The following is a 12,514-nucleotide window of genomic DNA, read 5'->3' as shown; positions in this document are numbered from 1 at the left end:
ATCCTGGCGGAAGGGCATCCGGCTTCGGATCGGCAGGGCGCGCCGTTGATGACCGCAGGGTCACGGCATGGGCAATAGATGGAATGCTTTTGCCGGAAAAAATTCAACCAAATGATTAAATCCTTCGACGTTTCGCCAGGGTCGGGGCGAATCCCGACCGCCCTTGAAGCATTTGCGCAATACACGCCAATGCGATTGATCAATTGATCAATTTCGCCTTCCTCACCTCCTTCCGCCGAACCCTGCCAGCGTCTCCCCGAAACGTTCAAAACATCGAAACTGACGCAATAAATCCTTTTATTTCAAATGCTTAATTTATTCCCCTGTTTCCTCAGAAGCCTTTGGCACAGGCATTGCTCAAGGGATTAGGGCAAGCAGCTCAACCGGAGAAAACGCAATGGCCGTATCGCAAAACAGTTTCGAACAGTTCAAGCGCTACGTTCGAGTACGCAGTGAGCCCGATGCCCGCTTCGTCGAGTTCGACTTCGCCATCGGCTCGCCCGATCTGTTCGTCGAGCTGGTACTGCCGCGCGAGTCGTTCGAAGTCTTCTGCCACCACAACCGGGTCGAGCACATGGACGCCGAGATGGCCGCGACGGTGGATGCGGACATGATCAAGTGGCGCTTCGGCGATGCCGGGCGCCGCATGCCGAAATCCGCCCAATCCTGAGCTACAGCACACCCACGTATTAACCGGACACCACAAAAACAATCAAGGTACGGTCGAAATGAGTATCGAGATCAAGACGAACACGGTGGAGCCGATCCGCCAGACCTTCAGCCACATCCGCCGCCGCTTCGGCGACAAGCCGGCCAGCCGCTATCAGGAGGCCAGCTACGACATCGAAGCGACGATCAACTTCCACTATCGCCCGCTGTGGCAGCCGGACAAGCAGCTCAACGATCCCACGCGCACCTGCCTGCGCATGCGCGACTGGTACGCCGTCGGCGACCCGCGCCAGTTCTACTACGGCACCTACGTGCAGACTCGCGCACGGATGCAGGAGACCACCGAGCACGAGTTCGCCTTCTGCGAGAAGCGCGGATTGCTGGAACGCCTGCCCGAACAGCAGCGCCAGCGCGTGCTGCAACTGCTGGTACCACTGCGCCACGCCGAACTGGGCGCCAACATGAACAACAGTGGCATCGCCGCCGACGGCTTCGCCACCACCGTCACCCAGATGCACATCTACCACGCCATGGATCGCTTAGGGGTAGCCCAGTACCTGTCGCGCATCGGCCTGCTGCTCGACGGCGGCACTGGCACGTCCCTCGTCGCGGCCAAGCAGCAATGGCTGCATGCCCCGGAATGGCAGGGCCTGCGCCGCCTGGTCGAGGACAGCCTGGTGGTCGAGGACTGGTTCGAGCTGAGCCTGCTGCAGAACCTGGTCAGCGACGGCCTGCTGTTCCCGCTGATCTACCAGAAGTTCGACGAGACCCTGAGCGCCGAGGGCGCCGGCGACGTCGGCCTGCTCACCGAATTCATGCGCGCCTGGTTCGCCGAAACCTCGCGCTGGGTGGACGCCATGGTCAAGAGCGTGGCCGCCGAGAGCGCGGAGAACCGCGCGCAGATAGAAGCCTGGATCGAGCAGTGGCAAGGCCGCGTGGTCGAGGCGCTGGCGCCGCTGGCCGAGGTCGGCCCCGGCCAGCAGGCCCTGGCCGAGGTGCAGCAGGCATTCGCCACACGGCTGAAGAAACTCGGCCTGTTCAACCAGTAAGGGAAAGCCGCCATGTCACTCGTTTATATCGCCCTGCAGGACAACGACAACGCCCGCTACCTGGTGGACGCCATCGTCGAGGACAACCCCCACGCCGTGGTCCAGCACCAGCCGGCGATGGTCCGCATCGAGGCCGAAGGCCGCCTGGAGATCCGCCGCGACACCATGGAGCAGAAACTCGGTCGCGACTGGGACGTACAGGAAATGCTGCTGGACGTGATCACCATCGGCGGCAACGTCGACGAGGACGATGAACGCTTCGTCCTCGAGTGGAAGAACTGATTGGGAGCCAAGCCATGAGCGACAACAAGAAGAAACTCGGCCTTAAAGACAAGTACCGCTACCTGACCCGCGACCTCGACTGGGAGCCCAGCTACCAGAAGAAGGAAGACATCTACCCCTACGAGCGCTTCGAGGGGATCAAGATCACCGACTGGGACAAGTGGGAGGACCCCTTCCGCCTGACCATGGACGCCTACTGGAAATACCAGGCGGAGAAGGAGAAGAAGCTCTACGCCATCCTCGACGCCTTCGCCCAGAACAATGGCCAGCAAAGCATCTCCGACGCGCGCTACGTCAACGCCCTGAAGCTGTTCCTCGGCGGCATCAGCCCCTGCGAGTACCAGGCGTTCCAGGGCTTCGCCCGGGTCGGTCGGCACTTCGGCGGCGCCGGCGCGCGGGTCGCCTGCCAGATGCAGGCGATCGACGAGCTGCGCCACGTGCAGACGCAAGTGCATGCCATGAGCCACTACAACAAGCACTTCAACGGTCTGCACGACTTCTCCCACATGCACGACCGGGTGTGGTTCCTCTCGGTGCCCAAATCGTTCTTCGACGATGCGCGCAGCGCCGGGCCGTTCGAGTTCCTCACCGCGATCTCGTTCTCCTTCGAGTACGTGCTGACCAACCTGCTGTTCGTGCCGTTCATGTCCGGCGCCGCCTACAACGGCGACATGGCCACCGTCACCTTCGGCTTCTCGGCGCAGTCCGACGAGGCGCGGCACATGACCCTGGGCCTGGAGGTGATCAAGTTCCTGCTGGAACAGCACGAGGACAACGTGCCGATCATCCAGGGCTGGATCGACAAGTGGTTCTGGCGCGGCAACCGCCTGCTGTCGCTGGTCGGGATGATGATGGACTACATGCTGCCGAACAAGGTGATGTCCTGGGCCGAGGCCTGGGAGGTCTACTTCGAGCAGGCCGGCGGCGCGCTGTTCAAGGACCTGGAGCGCTACGGCATCCGCCCGCCGAAGTACGTCGAGCAGTGCGCCGAGGCCAAGCAGCACGTCTCGCACCAGGCCTGGGCGACCTTCTACCAGTACAGCCAGGCCACCAACTTCCACACCTGGATGCCCAGCGACGAGGAGATGGACTGGCTCTCGGCCAAGTACCCGGAGACTTTCGACAAGTACTACCGCGAACGCTTCACCTTCTGGCGCGAACAGCAGGAGAAGGGCGAACGCTTCTACAACGGCACCCTGCCGCAGTTGTGCCAGATCTGCCAGATCCCGGTGATCTTCACCGAACCGGGCGACCCCACCCGCCTCAGCCATCGCAGCCACGTGCACGAGGGCGAGCGCTACCACTTCTGCTCCGACGGCTGCTGCGACATCTTCCGGAACGAGCCGCAGAAGTACGTGCAGGCCTGGCTGCCGGTGCACCAGATCTACCAGGGCAACTGTGGCGGCGCCGACGTCGAGTCGGTGGTGCGCGACTACTACAACATCAATATCGGCGAGGACAACTTCGACTACGAGGGTTCGCCGGACCAGCGCCGCTGGCAGGCCTGGCGTGGCGAGGCGCCGACCGAGAAGCTGCCCAAGGCCGGTTGAGCCCAGCCATCACGGGGCGCCACAGCGCCCCGTCGCCCGATTCCAAGAACAAGAGGGACACCCTGATGACCATCAACACCATCGGCGCCTACGCATTCACGCCACTCGACCGCCAGGAGAACTTCCACGGCAACCAGCTGCTGTACGTCGGCTGGGATCGCCACCTGATGTTCTGCTCGCCCTTCGCCCTGCTGGTGGCGCCGACGCAGAGCTTCGCCGAGCTGATCGAGCAGGTGCTGCGCCCGGCCATCGCCGCCCACCCGGACAGCGCCGAGGCCGACCTGTACCGCGCCAGCTGGTATCTCAACGACGCGCCGTTCCAGCCCGACTTCGACGCCAGCCTGGCGGCCAACGGCCTGCGCCACAAGGACATGCTGCGCCTGGACACCCCCGGGCTGAACGGCATCGCCGGTTCCTGCAGCTGAGGATTGGGCCATGAGCTACCAAGTCACGATCGAGCCGACCGGCGAGACCATCGACGTCGAGGAAGACCAGACCATCCTCCAGGCCGCCCTGCGCCAGGGCGTGTGGCTGCCGTTCGCCTGCGGCCACGGCACCTGCGCCACCTGCAAGGTGCAGGTGCTCGACGGCGAGGTGGACGTCGGCGCCGCCTCGCCCTTCGCCCTGATGGACATGGAGCGCGACGAGGGCAAGGTGCTGGCCTGCTGCGCCACCGTGCAGAGCGACGCGACCATCGAGGCCGACATCGAGGTCGACCCCGACTTCGCCGGCCATCCGGTGGAGGATTATGACGCCAGCGTCATCGCCATCGAATCGCTGTCGCCGACCATCAAGGGCGTGCGGCTCAGGCTCGACCGGCCAATGGCTTTCCAGGCCGGACAGTACGTCAACCTGGAGCTGCCGGGCATCGACGGCAGCCGCGCCTTCTCCCTGGCCAACCCGCCGAGCCGGCCCGACGAGGTGGAGCTGCACGTGCGCCTGGTGGAGGGCGGCGCCGCCACCGGCTACATCCACGACCAGCTGCAGGTCGGCGACCGGCTCAGGCTGTCCGGCCCCTACGGCCAGTTCTTCGTGCGCGCCTCGCAGCCGGGGGATCTGATCTTCATCGCCGGCGGCTCCGGCCTGTCCAGTCCGCAGTCGATGATCCTCGACCTGCTGGCGCAGGGCGACACGCGGCGGATCACCCTGTTCCAGGGCGCACGCAATGTCGCCGAACTGTACAACCGCGAGCTGTTCGAGAGCCTGGCCGCCGAGCACGCCAACTTCAGCTACGTGCCGGCGCTCAGCCAGGCCGCCGACGATCCGTCCTGGCAAGGCTTCAAGGGCTTCGTCCACGACGCCGCCAGGGCGCATTTCGACGGTCGTTTCAGCGGCCACAAGGCCTACCTGTGCGGCCCGCCGCCGATGATCGACGCGGCCATCTCCACGCTGATGCAGGGCCGGCTGTTCGAACGCGACATCTTCATGGAGCGCTTCTATAGCGCCGCCGACGGCGCCGTCGAGACTACCCGCTCCGCCCTGTTCAAGCGCATCTGAGGTGAAGGCCATGCAACCGTCCTATCGCGTCACCGAAGTCGGCAGCGGCATCAGCTTTTCCTGCGGTGCCGAGCAGAGCGTGCTGCAGGCGATGGAGCAACAGCAGCGGCACTGCGTGCCGGTCGGCTGCCGCGGCGGCGGCTGCGGCCTGTGCAAGGTGCGGGTGCTCAGCGGCGAGTTCGCCTGCGGGCGCATGAGCGCCCGGCACGTGCCCGACACGGCGAAGGCGGCAGGCCAGGTCCTGGCCTGCCGCCTGTTCCCGCGCAGCGACCTGGCCATCGAACGCACTCCGGCGCCGCCGCAAGGCGCTGCCGGACAGTCCTGATTCACCGCAACACGGCTCGACCCACAACAAAGACAAGAGGTCTTCGAAATGAAAAAAGGTGTATTGCGACCCGGGCACGCCCAACTGCGCGTCCTCGACATGGCCCAGGCCCTGGAACACTACGTCGAACTGCTCGGCCTGATCGAGATGGACCGCGACGACAGCGGCCGCGTCTACCTCAAGGCCTGGACCGAAACCGACAAATTCTCCCTGGTGCTGCGCGAGGCCGACGAGCCGGGCCTGGACTTCATCGGCTTCAAGGTCGTCGACGACGCCACCCTCGGTCGGCTTGCCGAGGAGCTGGTGGCCTTCGGCTGCCTGATCGAGAGCCTGCCGGCGGGCGAGCTGAAGGGCTGCGGTCGGCGCATCCGCTTCGACTCGCCTTCCGGCCATTGCTTCGAGCTCTACGCCGAGAAGCAGATGACCGGCAAATGGGGGCTCTCGGAGGTCAACCCTGAGGCATGGCCGCGCGGCCTCAAGGGCATGCGCGCGACCCGCTTCGACCACGCCCTGCTGTATGGCGACGAGCTGCCGGAGACCCTGCGGCTGTTCACCGAGGTGCTCGGCTTCAGCCTCGCCGAGCAGGTGCTCGACCCCGAGGGCACGCGCATCGCGCAGTTCCTCACCCTGAGCATGAAGGCCCACGACCTGGCGTTCATCCAGCATGCCGAGAAGGGCAAGCTGCATCACGTCTCGTTCTATCTGGAGAGCTGGGAGGACGTGCTGCGCGCCGCCGACCTGATCAGCATGACCGATACCTCGATCGACATCGGCCCGACCCGCCACGGCCTGACCCACGGCAAGACCATCTACTTCTTCGATCCGTCCGGCAACCGCAACGAGGTGTTCGCCGGCGGCGACTACCACTACCCGGACCAGCCCACCGTGACCTGGACCACCGACCAGCTGGGCAAAGCGATCTTCTACCACGACCGCCAGCTCAACGAGCGCTTCCTCACCGCACTGACCTGACTTGCCCTTTGCTAAGAGCGTGCACATGAAAGAAATCAGACACTTCATCAACGGCGAATACGTGGGCTCGGCCAGCGGCAGGCTGTTCGACAACGTCGACCCGGCCAGCGGCCAGGTCATCGCCCGGGTCCACGAGGCCGGCGAGGCCGAGGTCGACGCCGCGGTCAAGGCCGCGCGCGCCGCACTCAAAGGTCCCTGGGGGCGGATGAGCGTGGCCGAGCGCAGCGAGATCCTGCATCGCGTGGCCGACGGCATCAATGCGCGCTTCGACGAATTCCTCGACGCCGAATGCCGGGACACCGGCAAGCCGAGGTCGCTGGCCAGCCATATCGACATTCCGCGCGGCGCGGCCAACTTCAAGGTGTTCGCCGATCTGATCAGGAACGTCGCTACCGAGGCCTTCGAGATGGCCACGCCGGACGGCGCCGGAGCGGTCAATTATGCGGTGCGCCGGCCCAAAGGCGTGATCGGCGTGATCAGCCCATGGAACCTGCCGCTGCTCTTGATGACCTGGAAGGTCGGCCCGGCGCTGGCCTGCGGCAACACCGTGGTGGTCAAGCCGTCCGAGGAAACCCCGAGCACCACCGCGCTGCTCGGTGAGGTGATGAACGAAGCTGGCGTGCCAGCCGGCGTCTACAACGTGGTGCATGGCTTCGGCGGTAACTCGGCCGGGGCCTTCCTCACCGCGCACCCGGACGTCGACGGCATCACCTTCACCGGCGAAACCGGCACCGGCGAGACCATCATGCGCGCCGCCGCCAGGGGCGTGCGCCAGGTGTCACTGGAGCTGGGCGGCAAGAACGCCGGCATCGTGTTCGCCGATTGCGACCTGGACAAGGCCATCGAAGGCACCCTGCGCTCGGCCTTCGCCAACTGCGGCCAGGTCTGCCTGGGCACCGAGCGGGTCTACGTCGAACGGTCGATTTTCGATGAGTTCGTCGCGCGCCTGAAGACCGGTGCCGAGGCGCTGGTAATCGGCGAGCCGAACGATCCGGAGGCGAACTTCGGCCCGCTGGTCAGCCTCAAGCACCGCGAGAAGGTGCTCAGCTACTACCAGAAGGCTTCGGACGAAGGCGCTACGGTGGTCACCGGCGGCGGCGTGCCGCAGATGCCGGCGCACCTGGCCGGCGGCGCCTGGGTTCAGCCGACCATCTGGACCGGCCTGCCCGACGACTCGGCGGTGGTCACCGAGGAAATCTTCGGTCCCTGCTGCCATATCCGTCCGTTCGACACGGAAGAGGAAGCCGTCACGTTGGCCAACGCCCTGCCCTACGGCCTGGCCGCGGCGATCTGGACCGAGAACGCCTCGCGCGCGCATCGCGTCGCCGGGCAGATCGAGGCCGGCATCGTCTGGGTCAACAGCTGGTTCCTGCGCGACCTGCGTACCGCCTTCGGCGGCGCCAAGCAGTCGGGCATCGGTCGTGAGGGCGGAGTGCACTCGCTGGAGTTCTACACCGAGCTGAAAAACGTCTGCGTGAAGCTCTGAGGGTCCGACCATGAATGCACCCCAGCCAAGCCCGGAAATCGGGCGCGAGATCCTCGCCGCCGGCTACCGCACCAACCTGCACGATCAGGGCGAGGGCTCTCCGGTCCTGCTGATCCACGGCTCCGGGCCGGGCGTGACGGCCTGGGCCAACTGGCGCGGGATCATCCCGCAGCTGGCGCGCACGCGCCGGGTGATCGCCCCGGACATGCTCGGCTTCGGCTACAGCGAGCGCCCGGTCGACCAGCGCTACGACCAGCGGCGCTGGGTCGAGCATGCCCTCGGCGTGCTCGATGCGCTGGGCATCGAGCAGGTCGATATCGTCGGCAACTCCTTCGGCGGCGGCCTGGCGCTGGCCCTGGCCATCCGCCATCCCGAACGGGTACGGCGGCTGGTGCTGATGGGCAGCGTCGGCGTCAGCTTTCCGATCACCGCGGGGCTGGAAGCGGCCTGGGGCTACACCCCGTCGCTGGCCAGCATGCGCCGACTGCTCGACCTGTTCGCCTTCGACCGCAGCCTGGTCACCGACGAACTGGCCGAACTGCGCTACCAGGCCAGCATCCGCCCGGGTTTTCAGGAATCCTTCGCCGCCATGTTCCCGCCACCGCGGCAGTGCGGCGTCGACGACCTAGCCAGCGACGAGGCCGACATCCGCGCCCTGCCCCACGAGACGCTGGTCATTCATGGCCGCGAGGACCAGATCATTCCCCTCGAAGCCTCGTTGACCCTGGCCCGGCTGATTTCCAACAGCCAGCTGCACGTTTTCGGCCATTGCGGCCACTGGACCCAGATCGAACACGCCGAGCGTTTCGCCCGCCTGGTCGAGGATTTCCTCGCCGAGGCCGACGCCGCCATCCCTGAGAGAGACTGATATGGACAAGACATTGATCAACGAGCTCGGCGACGAGCTCTACCAGGCGATGGTCCAGCGCGAGACCGTCACGCCGCTGACCAGCCGCGGCTTCGATATCGACATCGAGGACGCCTACCACATCTCCCTGCGCATGCTCGAACGGCGCATCGCTGCCGGCGAGCGGGTAATCGGCAAGAAGATCGGCGTCACCAGCAAGGCCGTGCAGAACATGCTCGGCGTGCACCAGCCGGATTTCGGCTACCTCACCGACGCCATGGTCTACAGCAGCGGCGAGGCCATGCCGATCAGCGAGAAACTGATCCAGCCGCGCGCCGAAGGCGAGATCGCCTTCATTCTCAAGAAGGACCTGATGGGCCCCGGTGTGACCAACGCCGACGTGCTGGCCGCCACCGAATGCGTGATCCCCTGCTTCGAGGTGGTCGACTCGCGCATCCAGGACTGGCAGATCAGGATCCAGGACACCGTGGCGGACAACGCTTCCTGCGGCCTGTTCATGCTCGGCGACCAGGCCGTCTCGCCGCGCCGGGTCGACCTCGTCACCTGCGGCATGCTGGTGGAGAAGAACGGCCAACTGCTCTCCACCGGCGCTGGCGCCGCCGCGCTCGGCTCGCCGGTCAACTGCGTGGCCTGGCTGGCCAACACCCTTGGCCACTTCGGCATCGGCCTGAAAGCCGGCGAGGTGATCCTCTCCGGTTCGCTGGTGCCGCTGGAGCCGGTCAAGCCCGGTGATTTCATGCGCGTCGAGATCGGCGGCATCGGCAGCGCCAGCGTGCGCTTCATCTGATCGAGGACAGCCTGATGAGCAAGAAACTGAAAGTAGCGATCATCGGCCCAGGCAATATCGGCACGGACCTGATGATCAAGGTGATGCGCAACGCACAGCACCTGGAAATGGGCGCCATGGTCGGTATCGACCCGGCTTCCGATGGCTTGGCCCGCGCCCGGCGCATGGGCGTGGCGACCACCCATGAGGGTGTGGAAGGGTTGATCAACCTGCCGGAATTCGCTGACATCGATTTCGTCTTCGATGCCACCAGTGCCTCCGCCCATGTGCAGAACGATGCCTTGCTGCGTCGTGCCAAACCCGGTATCCGCCTGATCGACCTGACCCCGGCGGCCATCGGTCCCTACTGCGTGCCGGTGGTGAATCTGGAGGAGCATCTGGCCAAGCTCAACGTCAACATGGTCACCTGCGGCGGCCAGGCCACCATCCCGATGGTGGCTGCGGTATCGCGCGTGGCCAAGGTGCATTACGCCGAGATCGTCGCCTCCATCGCTTCGAAATCGGCGGGTCCCGGCACTCGCGCCAACATCGACGAATTCACCGAGACCACCAGCCAGGCCATCGAAGTGATCGGCGGAGCGGCCAAGGGCAAGGCGATCATCGTCATGAACCCGGCGGAACCGCCGCTGATCATGCGTGACACGGTGTTCGTGCTGTCCGAGGACGTAAACCAGGCACAGGTCGAGGCCAGCGTCGAGGAAATGGTCAGCGCCGTGCAGACCTACGTACCGGGCTACCGCCTCAAGCAGAAAGTGCAGTTCGATGTGATTCCCGAATCCGCGCCGCTGCATATCCCGGGCCTCGGCACATTCAGCGGCCTGAAGACCTCGATTTACCTCGAAGTCGAAGGTGCCGCCCACTACTTGCCGGCCTATGCCGGTAACCTCGACATCATGACCTCCGCCGCGCTGGCTACCGCCGAACGCATGGCGCAGTCGCTGCTGAACGCCTGAGGACCGAGCCATGACCTTCAACCCCGGCAAGAAACTCTATATCTCCGACGTAACCCTGCGCGACGGCAGCCATGCGATCCGTCACCAGTATTCGACGCAGAACGTGCAGGACATCGCCCGCGCGCTGGACAAGGCCCGCGTCGACTCCATCGAGGTGACCCACGGCGACGGTCTGCAGGGTTCCAGCTTCAACTACGGTTTCGGTGCGCACAGCGACCTTGAGTGGATCGAAGCCGCCGCCGATGTGATCCAGCACGCCAGGATCACCGTGCTGCTGTTGCCCGGCATCGGCACCGTACATGACCTGAAAGCCGCCTATGACGCTGGCGCGCGATCGGTGCGCGTGGCCACCCACTGCACCGAGGCGGACGTATCGAAGCAGCACATCGAATACGCCCGTGAGCTGGGCATGGACACCGTCGGCTTTCTGATGATGAGCCACATGATTCCGGCCGACCAACTGGCGGCGCAGGGCAAGATGATGGAGAGCTACGGCGCACAGTGCATCTACATGGCCGATTCCGGTGGCGCGATGAACATGAACGACATCCGCGACCGCATGCGCGCCTTCAAGGCGGTGCTGAATCCGGAAACCCAGACCGGCATGCACGCCCACCACAACCTCAGCCTCGGCGTGGCCAACTCCATCGTCGCGGTGGAAGAAGGCTGCGACCGCATCGACGCCAGCCTCGCCGGCATGGGCGCAGGCGCCGGCAATGCGCCGCTGGAAGTCTTTATCGCCGCCGCCGAGCGCCTCGGCTGGAACCATGGCACTGATCTCTACACGCTGATGGACGCCGCCGACGATATCGTCCGACCGTTGCAGGACCGTCCGGTGCGCGTCGATCGTGAAACCCTCGGCCTCGGCTATGCCGGCGTCTATTCCAGCTTCCTGCGTCACGCCGAAGTGGCCGCCGAAAAGTACGGCCTGAAGACGCTGGACATTCTCGTAGAACTGGGCAAACGCCGCATGGTCGGCGGCCAGGAAGACATGATCGTCGACGTCGCCCTCGACCTGCTGGCAGCCCGCAAGGAGCAACACGCATGAAACGTACCCTGAATCCCGAACAGGTGCTGGCATTGGCCGAGCACGTGGAAAACGCCGAATTGCAGGCTCATGACATTCACAAGGTCACCAACGACTATCCGGAAATGACCTTCGCCGATGCCTACGACATCCAGTGGGAAATCCGCCGGCGCAAGCAAGCCCGTGGCAACAAGATCGTAGGCCTGAAGATGGGCCTGACCTCCTGGGCGAAGATGGCCCAGATGGGCGTGGAAACACCGATCTATGGCTTTCTGGCCGATTATTTCAGTGTGCCGGACGGCGGCACCGTGGACTGCTCGAAGCTGATCCACCCGAAAATCGAGGCGGAAATCTCGGTCGTCACCAAGGCGCCGCTGACCGGGCCGGGCTGCCATATCGGCGACGTCATCGCGGCAATCGACTATGTGATCCCGACCGTCGAGGTCATCGATTCGCGCTACGAGAACTTCAAGTTCGACCTGATCAGCGTGGTGGCCGACAACGCTTCCTCGACCCGCTTCGTCACCGGCGGGCGCATGGCCAGCCTCGAGGACGTCGACCTGCGCACCCTCGGCGTGGTGATGGAGAAGAACGGCGAGGTGGTGGAAGTCGGCGCCGGCGCCGCGGTGCTCGGCCACCCGTTGTCCAGCGTGGCGATGCTGGCCAACCTGCTGGCCGAACGCGGCGAACATATCCCGGCTGGCACCTTCATCATGACCGGCGGCATCACCGCCGCCGTGGCGGTGGCGCCGGGCGACAACATCTGCGTGCGTTACCAGGGATTGGGCAGCGTGTCCGCCCGTTTCATCTGAGCCCATGGCCGCCTCATGGGGCGGCCTTTTCCCGAGGAGCGACCATGCCCATTGCCCAGATACACATTCTCGAAGGCCGCAGCGACACACAGAAGGAAACCCTTATCCGCGAGGTCAGCGAGGCGATTTCACGCGCGCTGGACGCACCGCTGGCCAACGTGCGGGTAATCATCACCGAGATGCCGAAGAACCATTTCGGCATTGGCGGCGAACCGGCCAGCAAGGTCAGGCGCTGAG

Annotated in this window: 15 protein-coding genes; all 15 read left to right on the top strand. The window is 65.0% G+C overall.

The window, feature by feature from the left end:
• The first annotated feature begins 397 nt into the window (after positions 1-397).
• The 15 genes from ACYCFC_RS18150 to ACYCFC_RS18080 all read left to right on the top strand — a co-directional run bounded on the left by ACYCFC_RS18150 (position 398) and on the right by ACYCFC_RS18080 (position 12,513).
• A complete protein-coding gene (locus tag ACYCFC_RS18150) occupies positions 398-670 on the top strand; it encodes a phenol hydroxylase subunit (RefSeq protein WP_459652477.1) in 273 nt (90 codons plus the stop codon).
• Between the two features lie 58 nt (positions 671-728).
• The gene (locus tag ACYCFC_RS18145) at positions 729-1,718 is read left to right on the top strand and encodes an aromatic/alkene monooxygenase hydroxylase subunit beta (RefSeq protein WP_459652476.1); all 990 of its coding nucleotides are present in this window, start codon (positions 729-731) and stop codon (positions 1,716-1,718) included.
• Between the two features lie 12 nt (positions 1,719-1,730).
• Positions 1,731-2,000, top strand: a complete 270-nt coding sequence (locus ACYCFC_RS18140) for an MmoB/DmpM family protein (protein ID WP_312957436.1) — start codon at positions 1,731-1,733, stop codon at positions 1,998-2,000.
• A 14-nt stretch (positions 2,001-2,014) separates the two neighbouring features.
• Positions 2,015-3,550 carry an aromatic/alkene/methane monooxygenase hydroxylase/oxygenase subunit alpha gene (locus ACYCFC_RS18135; protein WP_312957438.1) on the top strand — a complete coding sequence of 512 codons (1,536 nt, stop codon included), beginning with the start codon at positions 2,015-2,017 and terminating at the stop codon, positions 3,548-3,550.
• 65 nt (positions 3,551-3,615) lie between these two features.
• Positions 3,616-3,975, top strand: a complete 360-nt coding sequence (locus ACYCFC_RS18130; protein WP_459652475.1) for a phenol hydroxylase subunit P4 — start codon at positions 3,616-3,618, stop codon at positions 3,973-3,975.
• A 10-nt stretch (positions 3,976-3,985) separates the two neighbouring features.
• Entirely contained in the window at positions 3,986-5,047 is a 1,062-nt protein-coding gene (locus ACYCFC_RS18125) for a 2Fe-2S iron-sulfur cluster-binding protein (RefSeq protein ID WP_459652474.1), read from the top strand.
• Between the two features lie 10 nt (positions 5,048-5,057).
• Positions 5,058-5,372: a 2Fe-2S iron-sulfur cluster binding domain-containing protein gene (locus ACYCFC_RS18120; RefSeq protein WP_459652473.1), complete on the top strand. Its 315-nt coding sequence runs from the start codon at positions 5,058-5,060 to the stop codon at positions 5,370-5,372.
• A 48-nt stretch (positions 5,373-5,420) separates the two neighbouring features.
• Entirely contained in the window at positions 5,421-6,344 is a 924-nt protein-coding gene (locus ACYCFC_RS18115; RefSeq protein WP_312957446.1) for a catechol 2,3-dioxygenase, read from the top strand.
• A 25-nt stretch (positions 6,345-6,369) separates the two neighbouring features.
• Positions 6,370-7,830, top strand: a complete 1,461-nt coding sequence (locus tag ACYCFC_RS18110; RefSeq protein ID WP_459652472.1) for a 2-hydroxymuconic semialdehyde dehydrogenase — start codon at positions 6,370-6,372, stop codon at positions 7,828-7,830.
• Positions 7,831-7,840: 10 nt separating this feature from the next.
• Positions 7,841-8,698: an alpha/beta fold hydrolase gene (locus ACYCFC_RS18105; RefSeq protein WP_312957450.1), complete on the top strand. Its 858-nt coding sequence runs from the start codon at positions 7,841-7,843 to the stop codon at positions 8,696-8,698.
• A 1-nt stretch (position 8,699) separates the two neighbouring features.
• Positions 8,700-9,485 carry a 2-oxopent-4-enoate hydratase gene (gene dmpE / locus ACYCFC_RS18100; RefSeq protein ID WP_459652471.1) on the top strand — a complete coding sequence of 262 codons (786 nt, stop codon included), beginning with the start codon at positions 8,700-8,702 and terminating at the stop codon, positions 9,483-9,485.
• 14 nt (positions 9,486-9,499) lie between these two features.
• Positions 9,500-10,438 (top strand): acetaldehyde dehydrogenase (acetylating), encoded by a 939-nt coding sequence (locus tag ACYCFC_RS18095; protein WP_312957454.1) that lies wholly within the window; start codon positions 9,500-9,502, stop codon positions 10,436-10,438.
• Positions 10,439-10,448: 10 nt separating this feature from the next.
• A complete protein-coding gene (gene dmpG, locus ACYCFC_RS18090; RefSeq protein WP_459652470.1) occupies positions 10,449-11,486 on the top strand; it encodes a 4-hydroxy-2-oxovalerate aldolase in 1,038 nt (345 codons plus the stop codon).
• The gene (gene dmpH, locus ACYCFC_RS18085) at positions 11,483-12,277 is read left to right on the top strand and encodes a 2-oxo-3-hexenedioate decarboxylase (protein ID WP_312957458.1); all 795 of its coding nucleotides are present in this window, start codon (positions 11,483-11,485) and stop codon (positions 12,275-12,277) included. The genes dmpG and dmpH overlap by 4 nt, the downstream gene beginning before the upstream one ends.
• A complete protein-coding gene (locus tag ACYCFC_RS18080; protein ID WP_459654027.1) occupies positions 12,274-12,513 on the top strand; it encodes a 2-hydroxymuconate tautomerase in 240 nt (79 codons plus the stop codon). Before dmpH ends, ACYCFC_RS18080 begins: the two co-directional genes overlap by 4 nt.
• Position 12,514 lies beyond the last annotated feature (1 nt).

The sequence above is a fragment of the Stutzerimonas sp. NM35 genome (assembly GCF_054604355.1).
The sequence above is the reverse complement of the archived record's forward strand: the minus strand, read 5'-3'. Positions and strand labels throughout refer to the sequence as shown.

Bases quoted from the DNA above. Each gene is read 5' to 3' on its own strand.
- ACYCFC_RS18095 (WP_312957454.1), top strand. From the start codon at position 9,500: ATGAGCAAGAAACTGAAAGTAGCGATCATCGGCCCAGGCAATATCGGC.
- ACYCFC_RS18115 (WP_312957446.1), top strand. From the start codon at position 5,421: ATGAAAAAAGGTGTATTGCGACCCGGGCACGCCCAACTGCGCGTCCTC.
- dmpG (WP_459652470.1), top strand. From the start codon at position 10,449: ATGACCTTCAACCCCGGCAAGAAACTCTATATCTCCGACGTAACCCTG.
- ACYCFC_RS18110 (WP_459652472.1), top strand. From the start codon at position 6,370: ATGAAAGAAATCAGACACTTCATCAACGGCGAATACGTGGGCTCGGCC.
- dmpE (WP_459652471.1), top strand. From the start codon at position 8,700: ATGGACAAGACATTGATCAACGAGCTCGGCGACGAGCTCTACCAGGCG.
- ACYCFC_RS18140 (WP_312957436.1), top strand. From the start codon at position 1,731: ATGTCACTCGTTTATATCGCCCTGCAGGACAACGACAACGCCCGCTAC.
- ACYCFC_RS18130 (WP_459652475.1), top strand. From the start codon at position 3,616: ATGACCATCAACACCATCGGCGCCTACGCATTCACGCCACTCGACCGC.
- dmpH (WP_312957458.1), top strand. From the start codon at position 11,483: ATGAAACGTACCCTGAATCCCGAACAGGTGCTGGCATTGGCCGAGCAC.
- ACYCFC_RS18105 (WP_312957450.1), top strand. From the start codon at position 7,841: ATGAATGCACCCCAGCCAAGCCCGGAAATCGGGCGCGAGATCCTCGCC.
- ACYCFC_RS18120 (WP_459652473.1), top strand. From the start codon at position 5,058: ATGCAACCGTCCTATCGCGTCACCGAAGTCGGCAGCGGCATCAGCTTT.
- ACYCFC_RS18145 (WP_459652476.1), top strand. From the start codon at position 729: ATGAGTATCGAGATCAAGACGAACACGGTGGAGCCGATCCGCCAGACC.
- ACYCFC_RS18150 (WP_459652477.1), top strand. From the start codon at position 398: ATGGCCGTATCGCAAAACAGTTTCGAACAGTTCAAGCGCTACGTTCGA.
- ACYCFC_RS18125 (WP_459652474.1), top strand. From the start codon at position 3,986: ATGAGCTACCAAGTCACGATCGAGCCGACCGGCGAGACCATCGACGTC.
- ACYCFC_RS18135 (WP_312957438.1), top strand. From the start codon at position 2,015: ATGAGCGACAACAAGAAGAAACTCGGCCTTAAAGACAAGTACCGCTAC.